Annotated in this window: 21 protein-coding genes; 14 read left to right on the top strand and 7 right to left on the bottom strand. The window is 70.9% G+C overall.

Going from position 1 to position 21,953, the window contains the following annotated elements; genetic code table 11:
- Positions 1 to 390 precede the first annotated feature (390 nt).
- The 5 genes from gap (at position 391) to LUU90_RS21160 (ending at position 4,543) form a co-directional block, all read left to right on the top strand.
- Positions 391 to 1,395 (top strand): type I glyceraldehyde-3-phosphate dehydrogenase, encoded by a 1,005-nt coding sequence (gap, locus tag LUU90_RS21180; RefSeq protein ID WP_275005925.1) that lies wholly within the window; start codon positions 391 to 393, stop codon positions 1,393 to 1,395.
- A gap of 145 nt (positions 1,396 to 1,540) precedes the next feature.
- Positions 1,541 to 2,740 (top strand): phosphoglycerate kinase, encoded by a 1,200-nt coding sequence (locus LUU90_RS21175; RefSeq protein WP_275005923.1) that lies wholly within the window; start codon positions 1,541 to 1,543, stop codon positions 2,738 to 2,740.
- A 93-nt stretch (positions 2,741 to 2,833) separates the two neighbouring features.
- Positions 2,834 to 3,604, top strand: coding sequence for a triose-phosphate isomerase (gene tpiA, locus LUU90_RS21170; protein WP_275006006.1), 771 nt, complete (start codon positions 2,834 to 2,836; stop codon positions 3,602 to 3,604).
- 279 nt (positions 3,605 to 3,883) lie between these two features.
- Positions 3,884 to 4,126 carry a preprotein translocase subunit SecG gene (gene secG / locus LUU90_RS21165; RefSeq protein WP_275005922.1) on the top strand — a complete coding sequence of 81 codons (243 nt, stop codon included), beginning with the start codon at positions 3,884 to 3,886 and terminating at the stop codon, positions 4,124 to 4,126.
- A gap of 54 nt (positions 4,127 to 4,180) precedes the next feature.
- Complete coding sequence (locus LUU90_RS21160; protein ID WP_275005921.1) at positions 4,181 to 4,543, top strand: RNA polymerase-binding protein RbpA; 363 nt, start codon at positions 4,181 to 4,183, stop codon at positions 4,541 to 4,543.
- 166 nt (positions 4,544 to 4,709) lie between these two features.
- Here the strand turns inward: LUU90_RS21160 and pgl are convergent, their stop codons facing one another.
- From pgl to tkt, 5 genes are read right to left on the bottom strand one after another with little or no spacing between them, the layout of a single operon-like run.
- Positions 4,710 to 5,561: a 6-phosphogluconolactonase gene (gene pgl / locus LUU90_RS21155; protein WP_275005920.1), complete on the bottom strand. Its 852-nt coding sequence runs from the start codon at positions 5,559 to 5,561 to the stop codon at positions 4,710 to 4,712.
- Entirely contained in the window at positions 5,561 to 6,490 is a 930-nt protein-coding gene (gene opcA / locus LUU90_RS21150; RefSeq protein WP_275005919.1) for a glucose-6-phosphate dehydrogenase assembly protein OpcA, read from the bottom strand. The genes pgl and opcA overlap by 1 nt, the downstream gene beginning before the upstream one ends.
- A gap of 46 nt (positions 6,491 to 6,536) precedes the next feature.
- Positions 6,537 to 8,099 carry a glucose-6-phosphate dehydrogenase gene (zwf, locus tag LUU90_RS21145; protein ID WP_275005918.1) on the bottom strand — a complete coding sequence of 521 codons (1,563 nt, stop codon included), beginning with the start codon at positions 8,097 to 8,099 and terminating at the stop codon, positions 6,537 to 6,539.
- Entirely contained in the window at positions 8,096 to 9,268 is a 1,173-nt protein-coding gene (gene tal / locus LUU90_RS21140; RefSeq protein ID WP_275005916.1) for a transaldolase, read from the bottom strand. Before tal ends, zwf begins: the two co-directional genes overlap by 4 nt.
- A gap of 40 nt (positions 9,269 to 9,308) precedes the next feature.
- Complete coding sequence (gene tkt, locus LUU90_RS21135) at positions 9,309 to 11,414, bottom strand: transketolase (RefSeq protein WP_275005915.1); 2,106 nt, start codon at positions 11,412 to 11,414, stop codon at positions 9,309 to 9,311.
- Between the two features lie 331 nt (positions 11,415 to 11,745).
- On the opposite strand from tkt, the gene LUU90_RS21130 reads away from it, so the two are divergent.
- The 3 genes from LUU90_RS21130 (at position 11,746) to xerD (ending at position 14,867) form a co-directional block, all read left to right on the top strand.
- Positions 11,746 to 12,741 carry a heme o synthase gene (locus tag LUU90_RS21130; RefSeq protein WP_275005914.1) on the top strand — a complete coding sequence of 332 codons (996 nt, stop codon included), beginning with the start codon at positions 11,746 to 11,748 and terminating at the stop codon, positions 12,739 to 12,741.
- Between the two features lie 186 nt (positions 12,742 to 12,927).
- A complete protein-coding gene (locus tag LUU90_RS21125) occupies positions 12,928 to 13,779 on the top strand; it encodes an HpcH/HpaI aldolase/citrate lyase family protein (protein WP_275006005.1) in 852 nt (283 codons plus the stop codon).
- Between the two features lie 191 nt (positions 13,780 to 13,970).
- The gene (gene xerD, locus LUU90_RS21120) at positions 13,971 to 14,867 is read left to right on the top strand and encodes a site-specific tyrosine recombinase XerD (RefSeq protein ID WP_275006004.1); all 897 of its coding nucleotides are present in this window, start codon (positions 13,971 to 13,973) and stop codon (positions 14,865 to 14,867) included.
- Between the two features lie 6 nt (positions 14,868 to 14,873).
- Here xerD and LUU90_RS21115 read toward each other — a convergent pair whose 3' ends face one another.
- Both LUU90_RS21115 and LUU90_RS21110 read right to left on the bottom strand, forming a co-directional pair.
- Positions 14,874 to 15,716, bottom strand: coding sequence for an NAD(P)H-binding protein (locus LUU90_RS21115; RefSeq protein WP_275005913.1), 843 nt, complete (start codon positions 15,714 to 15,716; stop codon positions 14,874 to 14,876).
- Positions 15,716 to 16,156, bottom strand: a complete 441-nt coding sequence (locus tag LUU90_RS21110; protein WP_275005912.1) for a nuclear transport factor 2 family protein — start codon at positions 16,154 to 16,156, stop codon at positions 15,716 to 15,718. The genes LUU90_RS21115 and LUU90_RS21110 overlap by 1 nt, the downstream gene beginning before the upstream one ends.
- 198 nt (positions 16,157 to 16,354) lie before the next feature.
- Here LUU90_RS21110 and LUU90_RS21105 point away from each other — a divergent pair, with 198 nt between their 5' ends.
- From LUU90_RS21105 to cmk, 6 genes are all read left to right on the top strand, one after another.
- Positions 16,355 to 17,182: a helix-turn-helix transcriptional regulator gene (locus LUU90_RS21105; protein WP_275005911.1), complete on the top strand. Its 828-nt coding sequence runs from the start codon at positions 16,355 to 16,357 to the stop codon at positions 17,180 to 17,182.
- 126 nt (positions 17,183 to 17,308) lie between these two features.
- Positions 17,309 to 18,196 carry a ParA family protein gene (locus LUU90_RS21100; protein ID WP_275006003.1) on the top strand — a complete coding sequence of 296 codons (888 nt, stop codon included), beginning with the start codon at positions 17,309 to 17,311 and terminating at the stop codon, positions 18,194 to 18,196.
- Between the two features lie 97 nt (positions 18,197 to 18,293).
- A complete protein-coding gene (locus LUU90_RS21095) occupies positions 18,294 to 19,385 on the top strand; it encodes a segregation and condensation protein A (protein WP_425596285.1) in 1,092 nt (363 codons plus the stop codon).
- The gene (gene scpB, locus LUU90_RS21090) at positions 19,382 to 20,086 is read left to right on the top strand and encodes an SMC-Scp complex subunit ScpB (RefSeq protein WP_425596279.1); all 705 of its coding nucleotides are present in this window, start codon (positions 19,382 to 19,384) and stop codon (positions 20,084 to 20,086) included. The genes LUU90_RS21095 and scpB overlap by 4 nt, the downstream gene beginning before the upstream one ends.
- Before the next feature lie 130 nt (positions 20,087 to 20,216).
- Positions 20,217 to 21,131 (top strand): pseudouridine synthase, encoded by a 915-nt coding sequence (locus LUU90_RS21085; protein WP_275005909.1) that lies wholly within the window; start codon positions 20,217 to 20,219, stop codon positions 21,129 to 21,131.
- Positions 21,132 to 21,217: 86 nt separating this feature from the next.
- Positions 21,218 to 21,943 carry a (d)CMP kinase gene (cmk, locus tag LUU90_RS21080; protein ID WP_275005907.1) on the top strand — a complete coding sequence of 242 codons (726 nt, stop codon included), beginning with the start codon at positions 21,218 to 21,220 and terminating at the stop codon, positions 21,941 to 21,943.
- Positions 21,944 to 21,953: the final 10 nt, after the last annotated feature.

Here is a 21,953-nt window from a genome sequence, read left to right as displayed (position 1 = left end):
GCGGGCGCTCGAGCTGGGCATCCCCGACACCGAGGCCGGCCTGCCCGCGGACCTGCTCGACCTCTGAGTCGGGACCGTGAGCCGGGACCGTGAGCCGGGACCGTGAGCCGGGACCGTGAGCCTTGACCGCCTGATCCGTCTTGTGAGAACGGACAGAACCCTGAGTTCCACACTGTCTGGGCTCGGGTCACGGTTCGGCCGGGTTCGGGTATAGGCTCGAAATCGTCAGGTGACGACGCCGTGACCATCGCGTTTCCCGTTCGGGTCGTCGCGAGGTCGCGGCGCCCGGACCAACCTGCAACGCACGCGCCGTCGGCCATCGACGGCAGTGGCGACAGATACAAGGAAACGTGTGCGCCGGGACGGCCGGCGCCCCCTGAGGAGGGCATTGTGACCATCCGCGTCGGCATCAACGGCTTCGGCCGCATCGGCAGGAACTTCTACCGGGCTCTCGTCGAGTCGGGTGCAGACATCGAGGTCGTGGGCGTCAACGACCTCACCGACAACAAGACGCTCGCGCACCTGCTCAAGTACGACACGGTGCTGGGCCGCTTCGGCAAGTCGGTCGACTTCGACGACGAGAACATCATCGTGGACGGCAAGAAGATCCGTGCGCTCGCCGAGCGCGACCCCGCGAGCCTCCCCTGGGGCGAGCTGGGCGCGGACATCGTCATCGAGTCCACCGGCTTCTTCACCGACGCCACCAAGGCGAAGGCGCACATCGACGCCGGTGCCAAGAAGGTCATCATCTCGGCCCCGGCCAAGAATGAGGACGCCACGTTCGTCATGGGCGTCAACAACGAGCTGTACGACCCCGCGGCGCACCACATCATCTCGAACGCGTCCTGCACCACGAACTGCCTGGCCCCGCTGGCCAAGGCGCTGAACGACTCGATCGGCATCGAGCGTGGCCTCATGACCACGATCCACGCCTACACGGGTGACCAGAACCTGCAGGACGGTCCGCACAAGGACCTGCGCCGCGCCCGTGCGGCCGCGCAGAACATCGTCCCCACGACGACCGGTGCGGCCAAGGCCGTCGCCCTGGTGCTCCCGGAGCTCAAGGGCAAGCTGGACGGCTACGCCCTGCGCGTGCCGGTCATCACCGGCTCGGCCACGGACCTCACGTTCGAGGCGTCGCGCGAGGTGACCATCGAAGAGGTCAACGCCGCCGTCAAGGCCGCCGCCGAGGGCCCGCTCAAGGGCGTCCTGGAGTACGTCGAGGACGACATCGTCTCCTCGGACATCGTGACCAACCCGCACCAGAGCATCTACGACGCGAAGCTCACCAAGGTGATCGGCAACCAGGTCAAGGTCGTCTCCTGGTACGACAACGAGTGGGGCTACTCGAACAGCCTCGTCAACCTCACCGTGTTCGTCGGCGAGAAGCTCTGACGGCTTCTCTCCCAGCGTGAACCCTGACGTCCGCGTGCGCATCGGCCAGCCGGCGCACGCGGACGTCGTCATGTGACGGAACCTTGGCAACAGGAAACACACCCTGCTGAACTCTCACTCTGCTAGATCTCACTCTGGAGTGCTCATGAAGACCATCGACTCCCTCGGCGACCTGCGCGGCAAGCGCGTCCTGGTCCGCTCGGACTTCAACGTCCCGCTCGACGGGACCACCATCACCGACGACGGCCGCATCCGTGCGGCCCTGCCGACGCTGAAGCGGCTGACCGACGCCGGCGCGCGCGTCGTCGTGATGGCACACCTCGGCCGCCCCAAGGGCACGCCGGACCCCCAGTACTCCCTCGCGCCCGTCGCCGCCCGCCTGGGCGAGCTGCTGGAGCAGGACGTGGCGCTCGCCGAGGACCTCGTCGGTCCGTCGGCGAAGGCGACGGTGGACGGCCTGGCCGACGGCCAGGTGGCCCTCCTGGAGAACGTCCGCTTCGACGCCCGCGAGACCTCGAAGGTCGACGCGGAGCGCGCCGAGCTCGCCGGTGAGCTGGCGCAGCTCGCGGACGCGTTCGTGTCCGACGGCTTCGGCGTCGTGCACCGCAAGCAGGCGTCGGTGTACGACGTCGCGCAGGTGCTGCCCGCCGCCGCCGGCGACCTGGTGCTGGGCGAGGTCGAGTCCCTGTCGAAGGCGACCGGCGACCCCGAGCGGCCCTACGCCGTCGTGCTCGGCGGTTCGAAGGTGTCCGACAAGTTGGGCGTCATCGCGAACCTGCTGACCAAGGCGGACCGCCTGCTCATCGGCGGCGGCATGGTCTTCACGTTCCTGGCGGCCAAGGGACAGCCGGTGGGCAACAGCCTGCTGGAGGAGGACCAGATCGAGGCGGTCAAGGGCTACCTCGACTCCGCGGAGAAGAACGGTGTCGAGATCGTGCTGCCCGTGGACGTCGTCGCGGCCGACTCGTTCGCCGCCGACGCGCCCCACCAGGTCGTCGCCGCGGACGCGATCCCGGACGGCACCATGGGCCTGGACATCGGTCCGGAGTCGGGCAAGCTGTTCGCCGAGAAGCTGGCCGACGCGAAGACCATCGCGTGGAACGGCCCCATGGGCGTCTTCGAGTTCGAGGCCTTCGCCGCAGGCACCAAGGCCGTGGCACAGGGCATCATCGACGCGACGGCGAACGGCGCGTTCTCCATCGTGGGCGGCGGCGACTCGGCCGCGGCGGTGCGCGCGCTCGGCTTCGACGAGGCAGGGTTCAGCCACATCTCGACCGGTGGCGGCGCGAGCCTGGAGCTGCTGGAGGGCAAGGAGCTCCCCGGGCTCACCGTCCTCGCCGACTGAGCCGAACGCGGGCACCGACCGACGCGCCCCTGCCGACCTGACGTACCTCTCAACGAAGGAAGAAAACACGTGGCTACCACCCGCACGCCGCTGATGGCGGGCAACTGGAAGATGAACCTGGACCACCAGCAGGCGATCAGCACGGTCCAGAAGCTGTCCTGGTCCCTGAAGGACGCCAAGCACGACTACAACGCGGTCGAGGTGGCGGTGCTGCCGCCGTTCACCGACCTGCGGTCGGTGCAGACGCTCGTGGACGGCGACAAGCTGGAGCTCGTCTACGGCGCCCAGGACATCTCCAAGCACGAGTCGGGCGCGTACACCGGCGAGATCTCCGGTGCGATGCTCGCGAAGCTGGGCTGCACCTACGTGGTCATCGGGCACTCGGAGCGCCGCGAGTACCACACGGAGTCCGACGACGTCGTGAACGCCAAGGTGCGCACCGCCTTCGCGCACGGCCTGACCCCGATCCTGTGCGTCGGCGAGGGCCTGGAGGTGCGCAAGGCGGGCAACCAGGTCTCGCACACGCTGGCGCAGGTCGAGGCCGCGCTGGCGGACGTCCCGACCGAGCAGATCGCCAAGATCGTCATCGCCTACGAGCCCGTCTGGGCCATCGGCACCGGCGAGGTCGCCACCCCGGAGGACGCGCAGGAGGTCTGCGGCGCGATCCGCCGGGTGCTCGGCGAGCTGTGCGACCCGAGCGTCGCCGACGGCGTGCGCGTCCTGTACGGCGGCTCCGTGAAGTCGGGCAACGTCGCGCAGATCATGGCGCAGCCCGACGTCGACGGTGCGCTCGTGGGCGGGGCCAGCCTCGACCCCGAGGAGTTCGCCAAGATCGCGCGTTACCAGTCCCACGTCACGGCCTGAGACGCCTCCTACCGGTCGAGCTTGTCGAGACCCTCTCCAGGGTCTCGACAAGCTCGACCCGCAGTCCCGGGCCCGTGCGTCTGACACGTGCGGTTCCGAGACCGTCCCGCAACCTCTCTGAGGTACCCTCGCTCGGGCGTGATGTTCCGGGTGTGACTCCTGCTCAGGGCTCCAGAAGCCTCTGAACAGGGGGTTCGCACTGTGAGGTACGTCTCGCTTACTCTTGACCGATCCGCCGCCGGGTGACGCCCGGCACACCTACAACCGAGGACGTGAACCGTGGACGCGCTCCGCATCATCCTGGAAGTACTGCTGGTCCTCACCAGTGGCTTCCTCACCATGCTCATCCTGCTCCACAAGGGCAAGGGTGGCGGACTGTCCGACATGTTCGGTGGCGGTATCTCGATGGGCGCCGGTTCCTCCGGTGTTGCCGAGCGGAACCTCAATCGCATCACTATCTCCTTCGCCCTCACGTGGGCCGTGGTGATCGTCCTGCTCGGGCTCATCCAGAAGGTCAGCTGACCCGGTCGCCAAGCGCCTAGCAGCTGACGGCCACACACAGAGGGGACGACAGACGTGGCATCAGGCGGTCATGCGATTCGGGGGAGCCGGGTAGGCGCCGGCCCTCTCGGGGAGACGGAGCGCGGCGACACTGCGCCGCGCATCCGAGTTTCTTACTGGTGTGCCAATGGGCACGAGACAGCACCGACCTTCTCGGTCGGCGAGGACGTGGAAGCCCCCACACAGTGGGACTGCCCGCGTTGTGGCTTCCCCGCGGGGATGGATCCGGTCAATCCGCCGGCTCCTGTGCGGAACGAGCCGTACAAGACGCATCTCGCCTACGTGAAGGAGCGCCGGTCCGAGGAGGACGGCGCAGCCCTCCTCGAGGAGGCGCTGGAGGCACTGCGAACCCGCCGCGGCGGTCGCGTGGTGCGCTAAGAGTTTTTCAGCCGGCGACGAAGAGACACCGCCAGCACAACGGAACTGGAGCGGGACAACCCATCGGGTCGTCCCGCTCCAGTTCCGCTTTTTTCTGCTGTGACACTGCTGTGACACTGCTGTGCCAGGGCTCTGGTCGCTCGCGCCCTACCTTGCCGCTCGCGTGCTACTTCGGCGAGGTGAGGCCGGCCGCTTCCACGTCCAGCAGCCACAGCGTGCGAGCCTGCCCGACGGCGCCCGCTGCGGGCACCTCCTCGACCGGCCCGTCGGCCAGCGCGGCCGCCACCTGCTCCGCCTTCTCGGCGCCCGCCGCGACGACCCACACCTCGCGGGCGGACCGGATCGCGTCGAACGTGAGCGAGACGCGCTCCGGCGGTGGCTTGGGCGAACCGTGCACGCCTGTCGTGGTGCCCTGCGCGGCCAGACCGTCATGGCCGGGGAACAGGGAGGCGACGTGCCCGTCGGGACCCATACCGAGCAGCAGGACGTCGAACGCCGGGACCGGGACGGTCTCCTCGCTCCGCACGTCCGCCTGCACCTGCTCTTCCGTGGGCCCGCCCGAACGCGTGCCCGCGTGCTCGCGGAGGAGCTCGGCGTACACGGCCGCACCCTCCTCGGGCGTGGCCACCGACGTCGGCCCCGGCATGGGGTGGACGTTGGCCGCGGGGAGCCCGTGCCCGGCGACCAGACCGTCGAGCAGGGCCTCCCGCGCCTGGGTCTCGTTGCGGTCCGGGTCGCCGTCCGGCAGGAACCGCTCGTCGCCCCACCAGAGGTGCACGCCCGACCAGTCGACGGCCGGCACGAGCGGGCTCGCGGCCACCGCCGCGAGCGTCGCGATGCCCACCGAACCACCGGTGAGCACGACGTGCACGGGGGAGCGGACCGACTGCACGTCGAGCAGCCGCGTGAGCAGCCGCGCGGCGGCGGCCTGCGCGAGCACCTCCTTGTCGGGGTGCACGACGACGAGCCGCACCCCCGCCGTCTGCCCAACCGTCTGCCCAGCCGCCGACCCGGACATCAGGCCGCCGTCCGCGTGGTGACCTGCTTGAGGCCGCGCATGAGCGTCTCCTCGAAGATCTCGTCCGGGTCGAGCCGGCGCAGCTCCTCGATGAGGGCCTCGTTGAGCGCCCGGATCGGCAGGGCGATCCGCCGGGCGGGCTTGCCCGGCTGCGTGATCGTGACGGTGCGGCCGTCCGGCCGGTCGAGCACGATCGGCCCGCTCTTGCGCTCCAGCGTCACCCGGGTGATCGCGTCGTCGCTGTCGGTGCGCACGACCTCGGCCGGGCAGTGCAGCCGGGCGCCGAGCCAGCCGGCGAGCAGGTCGAGCGACGTGTGCCGCTTCTGCCCTTCGACCGTCACGGACAGCACCGGCTCGAACGGCGGCTGCTCGACGGCCGCCGCGATGAGCGCCCGCCACAGGGTGACGCGGGCCCACGCCAGGTCGGTGTCACCGGGTGCGTACGACCCGCTGAGGGTCTCGAGCATCTCCACCGGGTTCTTGGCGGTGGTGCTGTCGATGATCCGGCGGGCCGCCATGGCGCCCACCGGGTCCTGCGACGGCACCGCCGGCGCCTCACGGGGCCACCAGGCCACGATCGGCGCGTCGGGCAGCAGGAGCGGCATCACCAGGGTGTCGGTCCGCTCCAGGAGCGGGCCGAAGGCGCGCAGCACCACCACCTCGGAGGCGCCGGCGTCACCGCCCACCCGGATCTGCGCGTCGAGACGGGACTCGGAGCCGTGCTTCGCCGGGGCGACCACGATGACCCGGCACGGGTGCTCACGGCTCGCGTCGTTCGCGGCCTCCACCGACTCCTCGACGTCCTGCTCGTCGGCCAGCACCACGAGGGTGAGCACGCGGCCCAGGGCCACGGCCCCGCCCTCGTCACGCAGGCGGACCAGACGCTTGTTGACCTGGTTGGTCGTGGTGTCCGGCATGTCGATGATCATGCGGCTGTCCTCACCTCTCCGGAGGGCGTGTCGGCTGGCGGTGTCATCAGGGTCGCCTCCAGCTGCGGCCGTCGCGCTCCATCATGGCGTCGGCCGACGGCGGGCCCCAGGTGCCCGACGCGTACGGCTCGGGCTTGCCCTTCCGTGCCCAGTACGACGTGATCGGGTCGAGGATCTTCCACGAGAGCTCGACCTCCTCGCGCGTCGGGAACAGCGGCGGGTCGCCGAGCAGCACGTCGAGGATGAGCCGCTCGTAGGCCTCGGGGGAGGACTCGGTGAACGAGTGCCCGTACCCGAAGTCCATCGTCACGTCGCGCACCTGCATGGCGGTGCCCGGCACCTTGGCGCCGAACCGCATGGTGACACCCTCGTCGGGCTGCACACGGATGACCAGGGCGTTGTTGCCGAGCTCGGACGTCAGCGACGACTCGAACGGCAGGTGCGGCGCCTTCTTGAACACCACCGCCACCTCGGTGACCCGCCGGCCCAGACGCTTGCCGTGCCGCAGGTAGAACGGGACGCCCGCCCAGCGGCGGTTGTCGACGTCGACCCGGACCGCGGCGAAGGTCTCCGTGGCGGAGTCCTTCGCGATGCCGTCCTCGTCGAGGAAGCCCGGCACCTGGTCGCCACCCTGCCAGCCGGCTTCGTACTGACCGCGCGCGGTGTGCTTGCCGAGGTCGGAGGGCAGTCGGACGGAGGAGAGCACCTTGATCTTCTCGGCACGCAGCTCGGCGGCGTCGAAGTTCACGGGCTCCTCCATCGCCACCAGGGCCAGCAGCTGGATCAGGTGGTTCTGGATGACGTCGCGCGCGGCGCCGATCCCGTCGTAGTACCCGGCGCGGCCCCCGATGCCGATGTCCTCGGCCATGGTGATCTGCACGTGGTCCACGTAGTTCGAGTTCCAGATGGGCTCGAACATCGTGTTCGCGAAGCGCAGCGCCAGCAGGTTCTGGACGGTCTCCTTGCCCAGGTAGTGGTCGATGCGGAACACCGAGTCCTGGTCGAAGACCTTCGACACCACCGCGTCGAGCTCCTTGGCGCTGGCCAGGTCGTGCCCGAACGGCTTCTCGATGACCACGCGGCGCCAGGCGTTGACGCCGTCACCGTCCGCGTCGTTGTCGGGGCGCGAGAGCCCGTGCTTCGAGAGCTGCTCGCACACGACGGGGAACGCCGAGGGCGGGACCGACAGGTAGAACGCGTGGTTGCCGCCGGTGCCGCGCTCCTTGTCCAGGGTCTCGACGGTCTGCCGAAGACGGTCGAACGCGTCGTCGTCGTCGAACGAGCCCTGCACGAAGCGGATGCCCTCGGCGAGCTGGCGCCATGTCGCCTCCCGGAAGGGGGTGCGCGCGTACTCCTTGACGGCGTCGTGCACCACCTGCGCGAAGTCCTGGTCCTCCCACTCGCGCCGGGCGAAGCCCGTCAGGGCGAACCCGGGCGGCAGGAGGCCACGGTTGGCGAGGTCGTAGACGGCGGGCATGAGCTTCTTGCGCGACAGGTCGCCCGTCACACCGAAGATGACCAGACCGCTGGGCCCCGCGATGCGCGGCAGCCGGAGGTCGAGGGGGTCGCGCAGGGGGTTGACCCCCTGCGCGATCTTCGCGGGCCTCACCGGTTGCCGGTCCCTGCGCCTGCGGCGTCGAGACCGGCCTTGGTGGTGGTCAACAGCTCGTCCCAGCTGACCTCGAACTTCGTCACGCCCTCGTCCTCCAGCTGTGCGGTGACCTCATCCATGGAGATCCCCTGCGCCTCGATGGCGGCGATGGCAGCCGACGCCTGCTCGGCCGAACCGGTGACGGTGTCGGCCAGCACGATGCCGTGGTCGGCGAACGCGTCGAGCGTCTTCTCGGGCATGGTGTTGACCACGCCTGCCACAACGAGCTCGTCCACGTACATCGTGTCGCGGTAGCTCGGGTCCTTCACACCGGTCGACGCCCACAGCGGGCGCTGCGGCTTGGCACCGGCGGCCTGGAGCGCCGCCCACCGCCCTGTGTCATCAGTGGCGAAGACGTCTTCATACGCGGCGAAGGCGAGCCGGGCGTTCGCGATGGCCGCCTGGCCCCGCAGCGCGAGCGCCTCGTCGGTGCCGATCGCCTTCAGGCGCTTGTCGACCTCCGCGTCCACACGGGACACGAAGAACGACGCGACCGAGCCGATGACGGACAGGTCGTGACCCGCTTCCCGGGCCTGCTCGAGGCCGGTGAGGAAGGCGTCCATCACCGCCCGGTACCGCGGGAGCGAGAAGATCAGCGTCACGTTCACGCTGATGCCCTTGGCGAGCGTCGACGTGATCGCGGGCAGACCCTCGACGGTGGCCGGGATCTTGATCATCACGTTCGGCCGGTCGACCGTCTCCCACAGCCGGACGGCGGTGGCCTCGGTCGCCGCCGTGTCACGGGCGAGCCGCGGGTCCACCTCGATGGACACGCGACCGTCGACGCCGGACGTGGCGTCGTAGACCGGGCGCAGCAGGTCGGCGGCGTCGCGGACGTCGTCAGTGGTGATGCGCTCCACCGCGGCCTCGACGTCGCCACCGTTCGGCGGCCCGGCCAGTTCGGTCAGGATGCCGTCGTACGCGTCGCCCTGCGCGAGGGCGGCGGCGAAGATCGTCGGGTTGGTCGTGACCCCGACGACGTTCTTGGTGCTGATGAGCTCGGCGAGGTTGCCGGTGCGCAGCCGCTCACGGGACAGGTCGTCCAGCCAGATGGCGACACCCGCCTCGGACAGCCGCTGGGTGGGACTGACGTTCTCGCTGACGCTGTCGTTCGTGCTGTCGGTCATCATGCCCTTCCTCTCGTGTCCGTGCGCGATCCGGAGCGGCTCAGGACGCCGCCTCGATCGACTCCTTGGCGGCCTGGGCGACAGCCTCGGCCGTGATGCCGTACTCGGCGTAGAGCGTCTTGTAGTCGGCCGATGCGCCGTAGTGCTCGAGCGAGACGATGCGGCCGGCGTCGCCGACGATCTCGCGCCAGCCCTGCGCCACGCCTGCCTCGACCGAGACGCGCGCCTTCACACCGGACGGGATGACCGACTCGCGGTAGGCGTCGTCCTGCTTGTTGAACCACTCGAGCGAGGGCATCGAGACCACCCGGGCCCGGACGCCGTCGGCCGCGAGGATCTCGCGGGCCTCGACGGCGAGCTGGACCTCCGAGCCGGTGCCCACGAGGACGACGTCCGGCGTGCCGTCGGTGTCCAGGAGGGTGTAGGCGCCCTTGAGCGTGCCCTCGGCGGCGGCGAAGCCGTCGGTGCCGCGCGGGTAGGTGGGCACGTTCTGCCGGGTCAGCACCAGGCCGGCCGGGTTGTCGCGGTTCTCGAGGATGCCGCGCCACGCCCAGGCGGTCTCGTTCGCGTCCGCCGGGCGGACGACGTCGAGGTTCGGGATGGCCCGCAGCGCCGCGAGGTGCTCGACCGGCTGGTGGGTCGGGCCGTCCTCGCCGAGGCCGATCGAGTCGTGCGTCCAGACGAACGTGGTGGGGATGCTCATCAGTGCCGCCAGGCGCACCGACGCACGCATGTAGTCGGCGAACTGCAGGAACGTGCCGCCGTAGGGGCGGGTCAGGCCGTGCAGGACGATGCCGTTGAGGATCGAGCCCATGCCGTGCTCGCGGATGCCGAAGTGCAGCGTGCGGCCGTACTCGTTGCCCGGGAACTTCTTGGTGGCGTGCTCGGCAGGCACGAACGACGGCACGTTGTCCATCGTCGTGTTGTTGGAGCCGGCCAGGTCGGCGGAGCCGCCCCACAGCTCGGGCAGCACGTCCGCCAGGGCGTTCAGCACCTTGCCCGACGCCGCGCGGGTAGCCACGCCCTTCTCGCTGGCCTCGAACTCGGGCAGGGAGCTCGCCCAGTCCTCGGGCAGCTCGTGGGCCCGCAGCCGCTCCAGGAGTGCCGCCTGCTGGGGGTTGGCATCCTTCCATGCGGCGAAGGCCGACTCCCACGCCTTCCGCTCGTCGGCCTGGCGCTCAGCGACGGAGCGCGTGTAGGACAGCACCTCGTCGTCGATCGCGAAGGTCGCCTCGGGGTCGAGCCCGAGCGCGGACTTGAGGCCCTTGACCTCGTCGGTGCCCATGGCCGAGCCGTGGATGCCGCCCGTGTTCTGCTTCGTGGGCGCGGGCCAGCCGATGATCGTGCGCAGCGCGATGATCGAGGGCTTGCCCGTCTCCGCCTTGGCGGCGTCGAGCGCGGCAGCCAGCGCGTCGGTGTCCTCCGCGTAGCCCTCGCCGCCCGACGTCCAGTCCACGCGCTGGGTGTGCCAGCCGTAGGCCTCGTAGCGCTTCAGGACGTCCTCGGTGAACGCGATGTTGGTGTCGTCCTCGATCGAGATCTTGTTGTCGTCCCAGATCAGGATCAGGTTGCCGAGCTGCTGGTGGCCCGCGAGCGACGAGGCCTCGGAGGTCACGCCCTCCTGCAGGTCGCCGTCGGACGCGATGACGTACACGTGGTGGTCGAACGGCGACTCACCCGGTGCGGCGGCGGGGTCGAGCAGGCCGCGCTCGCGGCGGGAGGCCATCGCCATGCCGACGGCGGACGCGAGGCCCTGGCCCAGCGGGCCGGTGGTGATCTCGACACCCTCGGTGTGGCGGTACTCGGGGTGACCGGGGGTCTTGGAGCCCCAGGTGCGCAGCGCGGCGATGTCGTCCATCTCGAGGCCGTAGCCGGCGAGGAAGAGCTGGAGGTAGATCGTCAGCGACGAGTGGCCGGCGCTCAGCACGAACCGGTCGCGGCCCAGCCAGTCGGGGTCGGACGGGTCGTGGCGCATGGCCTTCTGGAAGAGGAGGTACGCGGCCGGAGCGAGCGAGATCGCGGTTCCGGGATGTCCGTTGCCCACCTTCTCGACGGCGTCCGCAGCCAGTGCCTTGATGGCCTTGACCGCTCGCTCGTCGAGCTCCGACCACTCCAGGGGCTTCAGCACGGGGTCGAAAGCGTTCACGAGTCCTCTTTCTCTCCGCCGTCGACCCTCGCCCTGCCCGGAGAGCGGACGGGCCGGAGAGCCGTGCAGCGTGCGTGCGGCGGCGGCGGAATGCCGGCCGCCCTTCGTTCGATAACGAAATCAACCCTATACGCGCACCCCAGCCCCCGCGCAGGCCTGTCCACAGAGTTGACAGCCCCGCGGCCAGGACAAATCTCACACGGCTCCGTGGGAATGCGGTGCGCGGCCACGTCGTGGCCCGACGTACGATGGGCACGCACCCGGCCGGCAACAGCGCCCACCAGGTGCGTTACAGACCCCCAGGACTCTCCCGAACGGAACTGCGACGCGCGTGAGAACGAGCCACACGACCACCGGCCAGACCGCGCGTCCCCAGACGTCCAGCACCGGGACGTCCGGCACCGAGGAGCACGGCGCCGGCGTCGGGCACCGCCCCGGGGGATGGTTCCTGCGCCGGGCGGGTGCGTACGTCGCGCTGACCAAGCCGCGCGTCATCGAGCTGCTGCTCGTGACCACCGTGCCCACCATGATCCTGGCGGCCGACGGCCTGCCGAGCTTCTGGCTGATCCTCACGACGCTCATCGGCGGAGCCGGTGCCGCGGGGAGCGCCAACGCGTTCAACATGTGGTGGGACCGCGATATCGACCAGGTCATGAACCGGACCAAGAAGCGTCCGATGGCGACGGGGGAGATCACGCCGCGCGCCGGCCTGGTGTTCGCCTCCATCCTCGGCCTGCTGTCGCTGACCTGGTTCGCCCTGATGATCAACTGGGCCGCCATGTGGCTCACGCTGGCCGCGATCGCCATCTACGTCGTCGGCTACACGATGATCCTCAAGCGCCGCACCCCGCAGAACATCGTCTGGGGCGGCATCGCGGGCTGCATGCCCGTGTTCATCGGCTGGGCCTCGGTGACGGGCGGGCTGAGCTGGGCGGCGCTGGCGCTGTTCGGCATCATCTTCTTCTGGACGCCGCCGCACTACTGGCCGCTCTCGATCAAGTTCAAGAAGGACTACGCCAACGCGAACGTCCCGATGCTGCCGGTCGTCAGCGACGACAAGCGCGTGGCCGCCGAGATGGTGGGCTACACGCTCGCGATGATCGCCTGCTCGCTCCTGCTGACGCCGCTCGCGGGTATGTCGTGGGTCTACACGGTGGTGGCCGCGGTGCTCGGCGGATGGTTCCTCTGGTCGACGATCGCCATGCTGCGCCGGGCGCAGGGCAAGGCGAGCGGCAAGCTGGGCGCCATGAAGGTGTTCCACGGGTCGATCACGTACCTGTCGCTGCTCTTCGTGGCCGTAGCGGTGGACGTCTTCCTTCCGTTCTGACGCTGGTATCGGCGCGGTCATGATTCGGCCAGTGCGGACGCGCCGCCATAGGCTGAGCGCGTGACCGAGACCCCAGCCGACCGAACCACCGACTCCGCCCAGCAGCCCGCCCAGGCGTCCACCCAGCAGTCCGGGAGCTACTCCGCGGGCCTGCCGACGTCGACCACCGGCGTTCCCGAGGCGGACCTGGCCCCGCGCCGAGCCGCCCGTGAGAATTCACGCGTCGCTCCCGACTACGCGCGTGCCTGGCTCCTGCTGTCCGCGATGCGGACCGAGCTCTTCGACAAGGCGCAGCTCTCCCGGGCGGACCAGGTGATTCTCGACTGCGAGGACGCGATCGACGACTCGTTGAAGGACGAGGCGCGCGAGAACGTCATCCGGTGGATCAAGAACGGTGGCAGCGCCTGGGTCCGGATCAACGACCGCCAGGCGTCGTCGTGGGCCGACGACGTCGCGCACCTGCGGGGTCTCAAGGGGCTCAACGGCGTGATGCTCGCCAAGACGGAGAGCGCCGACGACGTCATCGACACCGCACAGCGGCTGGGCGGCGACGTGCCGGTCATCCCGCTCGTCGAGTCTGCGCTCGGCATCGAGGAGGCCGTGAACATCGCCCGGGCCCGCGGCGCCTTCCGCCTCGCGTTCGGCTCCGGCGACTACCGCCGCGACACCGGCACCGCCAACGAGCCCATGGCGATGGCCTACCCGCGTACGCGGCTCGTGGTCGCCAGCCGCATCGGCGGGCTGCCCGGCCCGGTCGACGGGCCCACAGTGGGCTCGTCGCACGCGCTGCTCCGCGAGCAGTCCGCCGACGCCGTCATCCTCGGCATGACCGGCAAGCTCTGCCTGGACTTCGAGCAGCCGGCGGTCATCAACGAGTCCTTCGCGCCGACGTCGTCCGACGTGGCCTGGGCAGTCGACTTCTTCGCCGAGTTCGAGGCGGCCGGCTCCGTCATCCGTGACGGCAGCGACAAGCCGCGTCTCGCCCGCGCGCAGGTGATCCGCTCGCGCGCCGAGCTGTTCGGGATCAACCCCGCCTGACGGGCCTCCCGCCGACGTCGCATCGCGGTCTCCCGGCGTGGCCTGCCCGAACGGCGGGCCACGCTCGGCATGATGGGCCGGTGTCCACCGCCCCGGCCCACCCGCAGCCCCTCCGTGAGCCTGCGTCTCGTGAGCTCACGTCTCGTGAGCCTGCGGCCGGCGCCGCCGTCGACGCGCGGCTCGACCGTGCCCTGCGGGACTACCTCGCGCACCTGAGCGTGGAGCGCGGGCTCTCGGCCAACACCGTCGCGGCTTACCGTCGCGACCTGGTGCGTTACGCGGGGTTCCTCGCGGCCGTCGGCCGGCCCGGGCTCGGCGAGGTCAGGGAGGCCGACGTCACCGGGTTCGTCGAGGCCGTGCGGCAGGGGAACGACGGCGGTCGCCCGCTCTCGCCGTCGTCCACCGCGCGGGCCCTGGCCGCCGTGCGCGGCTGGCACCGGTTCGCCCAGGCCGAGGGCATGGCCGTGGACGACCCGTCCGCGGAGGTGCGCGCGCCCACCCAGCTGCGGCGCCTCCCGCACGCGCTGTCCGTGGACGACGTCGCCGCCCTCCTCGACGCCGCTGGCGCCGGCGACGGTCCGCTGCCCCTGCGCGACCGGGCGCTGCTCGAGCTGCTGTACGCCACGGGCGCGCGGATCTCGGAGATCGTGGGCCTGGACGTCGACGGGGTGAGCGACCGGACCGCCGTCCGGCTGCTGGGCAAGGGGTCGAAGGAGCGGGCGGTGCCCGTCGGCTCCTTCGCGCGCGACGCGCTGGAGGCCTACCTGGTCCGGGCGCGTCCCGCGCTGGCCGCCGCGGGCCGCGGTACGCCCGCCCTGTTCCTCAACACCCGCGGCGCGCGGATGTCCCGGCAGACGGCCTGGGCCGCGCTGCAGGCCGCGGCGGCGCGGGCCGGCCTCAACGAGCACGTCTCGCCGCACACGCTGCGGCACTCGTTCGCCACCCACCTGCTGTCGGGCGGCGCGGACGTGCGGGTCGTCCAGGAGCTGCTGGGCCACGCGTCGGTCACCACCACGCAGATCTACACGATGGTCACCCCGGACGCCCTGCGCGAGGTCTACGCGGCCGCGCACCCCCGAGCGCGCTAGCAGCGGCTACCGCGCCCACTCGCCCGCGTGGTCCGCGACGAACTCGGCGAAAGCACGTGGCGGGCGACCCGTCAGCTCGAGCACGGCGGTGCTCACCTGGTCCTCGCGGCCCTCCTTGATCCCATGCTCGACGGCGGCCAGCGCGGCGGCGAACTCCGGGGGCAGCCCAGCGGCGCGGTAGGCGGCAGCCTGTTCCTCCTGCGTCAACGGTTCCACCCGGACGGGCCTGCCGGTCTGCGCCGTGATGATCCGTGCTGCCTGCGGATAGCTCATCGCGTGCGGCCCGGTGATCAGGTAGTCGCTCCGGGTGTCCGTCGAGACCTCGGCCAGGAGGGCGGCGGCACTGGCCGCGATGTCCCGCGCGTCGACCCACCCCAGCCGGCCGTCGCCCGCGGCCGTCCGGATCTCGCCGAACCGGCGGATGTGCTCGGCCAGAGGGTGCGGGCGCAAGAAGTTCTGCATGAAGCCGGACGCGCGGAGCACGACCCCTCCGGGCCGAGCCCGAACCTGAGCGGCCAGCTCCACGGCACTGGGTGCGTTCGGCAGCACGATGGCGGAGCCGAGCAGTACGAGGCGCCGGACACCGGCCCGTTCCGCCCGGCGCAGGAACGGACCGACCTGCGGCAACGGGTCCACGCTCTCCACCGGCGGAAGCAGGAAGACCCTGTCCGCCCCGTCGAGCGCGGGGCCGTGTGTGCTCGGGTCGTTCCAGTCGAAGCGGATCGGGTCGGGGTCGCCTGCGGCCGGGTTCCGGCTGGCGACCCGAACCGGCACACCGGCGTCGCGGAGCATGCGCACCAGTGCCTTGCCGGTCGTGCCGGTCCCTCCGGTGACGAGCACGCGGGCCATCAGGCGCTCCTGCTCTCGAGCGAGCCGATCAGGTCGCCGAGATTCCCGGCGGCCGAGGCGGCCGACAGCGGGCTCCAGTAGTCGCGGAAGAGGGTGATCAGCCCGTCGCGGACCGTGAGAACGACGATGTAGTCCAGACGGTAGGGCTGGGAGGTGGCCACTGTGCGGCCGGTCGCCGTCCACTCCACCACCACGGTGTCCGGGTCATCCGTCGGCCGCACGGTCAGGGCAGCCACCTCGGTCATCTCCATCAGCTCGGGATAGTGGGCGAGGTAGGCGCGCACTTCGGCGCGTCCCTGAAGGCGGCGAGGTGAGCTGCCGGCGGCGAACGGGAACTCCGCGATCCCGTCCGGCGCCCAGAGCTCGGCCACCGCCTCCATGTCGCCGGCCCGGATCAGGTCGGTCATGCGGCGGAACGTTCCCTCCGGCGTGCTGGTCATCAGGTCTCCTGGTGGTCTGCAGCGTGGTCGCTGCGGCGTGGTCATTACGGCGTGGTCATTACGGCGTGGTCAGGCAGCGGGTGGTCGGCTCACCGCCCGGACCACGATGCGCAGCGGACCTGTCCGTGCGGAACGGACAGCTGAGCCCCGGACCAGCAGTACGAGGCTCGGTGGCTCGGCCCGTGACACCATGGAGGGGTGAGCAGCCACGAGCTCGCGGACTTTCTCCGCCGCCGCCGCGAGGGCCTGCGACCAGCCGATACGCCGGGCGGAGCGACATTCCCGGCCAGCAGGCGTGCTCGTCGTACTCCCGGCCTGCGCCGCGAAGAGGTAGCCGCCCTGGCACAGGTGTCGGTGAGCTACTACGAACGGCTGGAACGGGCACGGGCACCCCGGCCTTCACCGCAGGTGCTGTCCGCACTGGCGACGGCGCTCCAGCTCACCGGGGCCGAACGCGACCACCTGGCGCGCCTGGCCGGCCAGGTGCTGCCGGCAACGGACGCCGACGGGCCGGAGCAGGTACCCGAGGGCGCGGAACAGCTGCTCGGTCGACTGGACGGCATCCCGGCCTACATCGTCAACGAGCGGCAGGACGTCGTGGCCTGGAACGCAGCAGCGGCAGCGCTGATCACGGACTTCTCCCGCCTCACCCGGGACGAGCGCAACGTCACGCGCATCTCGGCGAGGCTCCGCGGCACCCTCTGCGTGGGAGCACCTGGTGCCGAGTCCGACTTCTCCCGACAGGCGGCCGCTCAGCTGCGGGCGGCCGGTGTTCGGCACCCCACCGACAACGTGCTCGCAGAGCTCGTCAACGAGTTCGCGACCCATGACCCGGATTTCGCGAGCGGCTGGCGTGACCACGCCGTGCGCCCTCTGCCCAGCGTGCGCAAGAACCTGCATCACCCGACAGCGGGCGAGCTGGAGATCGACCGGAACACCCTGGACCTGCCCGGCTCCGAGTTCTCACTGGTGATGTACACGGCGGAAGCCGGCAGCCCCAGCGCCGCTGCCTTGAAGAGCCTCTGACCGCCGCCCCGACGGAGCGTGATCCGCCACGCCGGGGCTATCACGGGGGTGGTGCCCACACTCTGGTATAGCGTGGCGGGCGTGAGCGAGGCACCCAGCCAGGAGGGAGCGGACACGATGACCGACATGCTTCTCGGTAAGGCGGTCGTCGGCGCACCCACGGACTCGGAGATCGTGCGCGACGTCGTCGGGCGCGTCATGCCGGAGCTGCCCGAACCGGCGCCGCTGACGAGCCACGGACCCGCGCGCATCATCGCCATGTGCAACCAGAAGGGCGGCGTCGGCAAGACGACGACCACCATCAACCTGGGTGCCTGCCTGGCGGAGTACGGCCGCAAGGTGCTCCTGGTGGACTTCGACCCGCAGGGTGCCGCGTCCGTCGGGATCGGGGTCAACCCGCACGAGCTCGACCTCACGATCTACAACCTGCTCATGGAGCGGAACGTGGACATCCGCGACGTCCTCATCTCGTCCGGGATCGAGAACCTCGACGTGCTGCCCGCGAACATCGACCTCTCGGCGGCGGAGGTGCAGCTCGTGGGCGAGGTGGCGCGCGAGTCGGTGCTGGCCCGCGCCCTGCGTCCGGTGATGGACGACTACGACGTGATCCTCATCGACTGCCAGCCGAGCCTCGGCCTGCTCACGGTGAACGCGCTGACCGCCGCCCACGGCGTGCTCATCCCGCTCGAGTGCGAGTTCTTCGCGCTGCGCGGCGTCGCCCTGCTGGTGGAGACCATCGAGAAGGTGCGGGACCGGCTCAACCCGGCCCTGGAGATCGACGGTATCCTCCCCACCATGTACGACTCGCGCACCCTCCACTCCCGGGAGGTCGTGGCCCGGGTGCACGAGGCCTTCGGCGACACGCTGCTGCACTCGATCATCGGGCGCACGGTGAAGTTCCCCGACGCCACGGTCGCCGCCGAGCCCATCACCGCCTACGCCCCGGGCCACCCGGGTGCCGCCGCGTACCGTCAGCTCGCCCGGGAGCTCGTCGCCCGCGGCGACGCTGCCTGAGGCGGAGGTGGCGCGCAGTGTGGGGGTCGAGGAACGAAACACCCGGACGGAGCAGAACCGCGGCCTCGGGCAGCAGACGGTAGAGCCTGAGGCGGAGGTGGAGCACTCCGACGTCCTCGAGGCGGAGCCGGGCACGGCCGTCGAGCCGGCCGCGGCGGAGCCCGGCCCGCAGCCGACGCCGGACGAGGCGCTCGCGGACGAGCGCCGCAGCTCCCGGACCTTCCAGGTCCACCTGCACAACTTCGAGGGACCGTTCGACCTGCTGCTGTCGCTGATCGCGAAGCACAAGATGGACGTCACCGAGGTGGCGCTGGCCGTCGTGACCGACGAGTTCGTCGCGCACATCCGCGAGGCGGAGCGGGCCTCCCGCGAGGCCGCCGCGCGCGGCGAGGAGCACGCCTCCTGGGACCTCGGTGTCGCCAGCGAGTTCCTCGTGATCGCCGCGACGCTGCTCGACCTCAAGGCGGCCCGGCTGCTGCCCGGCGTCATCGACGAGGACGCGGAGGACCTCGAGCTGCTCGAGGCCCGCGACCTGCTGTTCGCCCGGCTCCTGCAGTACCGGGCGTACAAGGAGGTCTCGAAGGTCATCGCGGACCAGATGGCGTCGGCCGGCCGCCGCGTGCCGCGTCTGACGCCGCTCGAACCGCATCTGGCCGCGATCCTGCCCGAGCTCGTCTGGGACACGACGGGGGAGCGGCTCGCCGAGCTGGCCGCCCGGGTGCTGGCCCCGAAGCCGCCGCCCGTCGTGGGCCTGGCCCACCTGCACGGCTCGGCGGTGAGCGTGCGCGAGGAGGCCGGTGTCATCGTGAAGCGCCTGCGGGTCGAGCGCTCGGTGACGTTCCGCGCGCTGACGGCGGGTACCGAACGCCTCGTGACCGTCGCACGGTTCCTGGCGCTGCTGGAGCTGTTCCGCGACTCCCTCGTCGGGTTCGAGCAGATCAGCCCCCTGGGCGAGCTGACGGTGCGCTGGACCGCCGGGCCCGACGACGGCGAGAAGTACCTCGACCCCCAGGCCGGCCCGAGCGAGTTCGACGAGGGCGACCCGGCCGTGCCGGTGGGGGAGCCGGAGCAGGCCGCATCTGAGCAGGACAAGCCGGAGCAGGTCGTACTGGAGCAGGACATACCGGAGCAGGTCGTACCCGAGCAGACAGTGGGCGCGGAACCCGGAACGGAGGCGACAACACCATGACCGTCGAAGAGATAGCCGTCGAAGAGATGACCGTCGAAGAGCAGGCCCCCGAGGCCGTGCTGCCGGACGTATCGCCGTCGGACGCACCGGCCGAGGGCTCGACGCAGGACGAGCTGGCCTTCGTCGACGTGCACACGCTCCCGGGCGGCGCGCACGCGGCGGTCGAGGCGGTGCTCATGGTGGCCGACGCACCGATCGGCGCGGACCGCATCGCCGCGGCCCTGAACCTGACGCAGGACGAGACCGACGACATCCTGCACGAGCTGGCCGACGAGTACGCGGGCCACCTCGGGTCCCGCCCGCGCGGCTTCGAGCTGCGCCGGACGGTGGACGGATGGCGCATCTACTCGTCGGCGGCGCACGCGGACCCGGTCGGGCGCTTCGTGCTGGACGGCCAGTCGTCCAAGCTGAGCCAGGCCGCGCTGGAGACGCTCGCGGTGATCGCCTATCGTCAGCCGGTGACGCGTGGCCAGGTCAGCGCGGTGCGCGGGGTCAACGTGGACGGCGTCGTGCGGACGCTGCTGACCCGCGGGCTGATCGCCGAGATCGGCCAGGATCCGAGCTCGGGTGCGGTTCTGTTCGGAACCACGGGATACTTCTTGGAGCGGATGGACTTCTCGTCGCTCGACGAGCTGCCTCCGCTGGCGCCGCACCTGCCGGACCTCGACACGTTCGACGGCCTCGACGGGCTGGACTCCTAGTCCGGACCTTGTGTCGGACTTCGTGCCCGACACCGGTCGGACCCAGGTCGGACTCCGGTTCGACCAGCCGTCCCGGTCCGGGCCCGTACGCAGGTCACAGCGCCCTTCCCGACTCACCGAGAGATGAATCATGAGCAACGAACGCCGCGGCGGGAGCCGCCGCGAATCCAGTGGTGGCCAGCAGCCGCGCCGACCCGACCATTCCGGCAAGGGCGGCAAGAACTTCCGGGGCGGTAGCTCGGCCAAGAGCCGTGCCCAGGCGAACGCCCCTCGGCGCACGCCCGCGAAGCCCGCGGAGCAGGGCCGCGACGTGCACGTCGAGGGCGGCGTGCGGCTGCAGAAGGTCCTCGCCCAGGCCGGGCTCGGGTCCCGCCGGGCGAGCGAGGAGCTGATCGCGGGCGGTCACGTCGAGGTGGACGGCCAGGTCGTCACCGAGCTGGGCGTGCGGGTCGACCCGGCTACCGCCGTCATCCACGTGGACGGGCTGCGGATCCAGCTGGACCAGGCCAAGGTGACCATCGCGCTGAACAAGCCGCTGGGCGTGGTGTCCACGATGGACGACCCCAAGGGGCGCCCGACCGTCGCGGACCTCATCAAGAACCGTGAGGAGCGTCTCTTCCACGTCGGCCGGCTCGACGCCGACAGCGAAGGCCTGCTGCTCCTGACGAACGACGGCGAGCTCGCCAACCGTCTGTCGCACCCGAAGTACAAGATCGCCAAGACCTACCTCGTGACGGTCGAGGGCGAGATCTATCCGCGCGTCGGCCGCGAGCTCCTGAAGGGGATCGAGCTGGAGGACGGCATCGCGAAGATGGACGCGGTGCACGTGGTCCAGCAGATCGACGGCTACGCGATGCTGGAGGTCGTGCTGCACGAGGGCCGCAACCGGATCGTGCGCCGGATGTTCGACGCGGTCGGTCACCCGGTGACGCGCCTCGTACGCACCCGGATCGGGCCGATCCCGCTCGGCGACCTGAAGTCGGGACGCACCCGTGTGCTCGGCCGGACCGAGCTCGGCACCCTGATGGGCGCCGTAGACCTGTAACCTCTCTCGCTGAGTGCTGGGTATCTGCGCCCTTTGACGCACTCTGGCAGCAAATACCCAGCACTCAACGGAAAGCGAGCGGGACTGTGACCAGCCCTGTAGTGATCGCCATCGACGGGCCGTCGGGCTCCGGCAAGTCGAGCGTGTCGAAGGCGGTCGCCGCCCGGCTCGGCCTCGCCTACCTCGACACGGGCGCCATGTACCGGGCGGCCACCGTCTGGAGCATGGAGACGGCCGACCTGGACGACGCCGTGTCGGTCGCCACCGCGGTCCGGGCGATGCCCCTGGTCATGGGGCTGGACCCGGCCGCGCCCGGCGTCGAGCTCGACGGGCGGGACGTCGCGGTGACCATCCGCTCCGCCGAGGTCACCACCAACGTGTCGAAGGTGGCGTCCAACCTCGAGGTCCGGGCCGAGCTCAAGCGGCTTCAGCGTCAGATCATCGACCAGGAGTCCAGCTCGGCGCAGGCCGTGCACTCGGGCGGCCGGGGGATTGTGGCCGAGGGCCGCGACATCACCACTGTCGTCGCGCCCGACGCCGACGCCCGGGTGCTGCTCACCGCCTCCGAGGAGGCGCGCCTGCGCCGCCGGTCGCTGGAGGTGCACGGCGCCGCCGACACCGCAGCGGTCGACGCCACGCGCGACCAGGTGCTGCGCCGTGACCAGGACGACGCGAAGGTCACGCAGTTCCACGTCGCCGCCGACGGCGTGGCGACCGTCGACTCCAGCGACCTCGACTTCGAGCAGACGGTCGACGCCGTGCTCGCCGTCGTCGCGCAGGTGACGGGGCGCGCGGTGGCGCCGTCCGCCTGAGCCGGGGCCG

Source organism: Promicromonospora iranensis (assembly GCF_028994775.1).
Taxonomy (GTDB): Bacteria; Actinomycetota; Actinomycetes; order Actinomycetales; family Cellulomonadaceae; genus Promicromonospora; species Promicromonospora iranensis_A.
Note: the sequence above shows the minus strand (reverse complement) of the source record. Positions and strands in the feature narration are given on the sequence as shown.

Coding starts and splice junctions, on each gene's coding strand:
- pgl (WP_275005920.1), bottom strand. CDS start 5,561: ATGTCCGGGTCGGCGGCTGGGCAGACGGTTGGGCAGACGGCGGGGGTG.
- LUU90_RS21100 (WP_275006003.1), top strand. CDS start 17,309: ATGCTTCTCGGTAAGGCGGTCGTCGGCGCACCCACGGACTCGGAGATC.
- LUU90_RS21115 (WP_275005913.1), bottom strand. CDS start 15,716: ATGGCCCGCGTGCTCGTCACCGGAGGGACCGGCACGACCGGCAAGGCA.
- tal (WP_275005916.1), bottom strand. CDS start 9,268: ATGACCGACAGCACGAACGACAGCGTCAGCGAGAACGTCAGTCCCACC.
- opcA (WP_275005919.1), bottom strand. CDS start 6,490: ATGATCATCGACATGCCGGACACCACGACCAACCAGGTCAACAAGCGT.
- LUU90_RS21175 (WP_275005923.1), top strand. CDS start 1,541: ATGAAGACCATCGACTCCCTCGGCGACCTGCGCGGCAAGCGCGTCCTG.
- tpiA (WP_275006006.1), top strand. CDS start 2,834: ATGGCGGGCAACTGGAAGATGAACCTGGACCACCAGCAGGCGATCAGC.
- LUU90_RS21085 (WP_275005909.1), top strand. CDS start 20,217: ATGAGCAACGAACGCCGCGGCGGGAGCCGCCGCGAATCCAGTGGTGGC.
- LUU90_RS21110 (WP_275005912.1), bottom strand. CDS start 16,156: ATGACCAGCACGCCGGAGGGAACGTTCCGCCGCATGACCGACCTGATC.
- scpB (WP_425596279.1), top strand. CDS start 19,382: ATGACCGTCGAAGAGATAGCCGTCGAAGAGATGACCGTCGAAGAGCAG.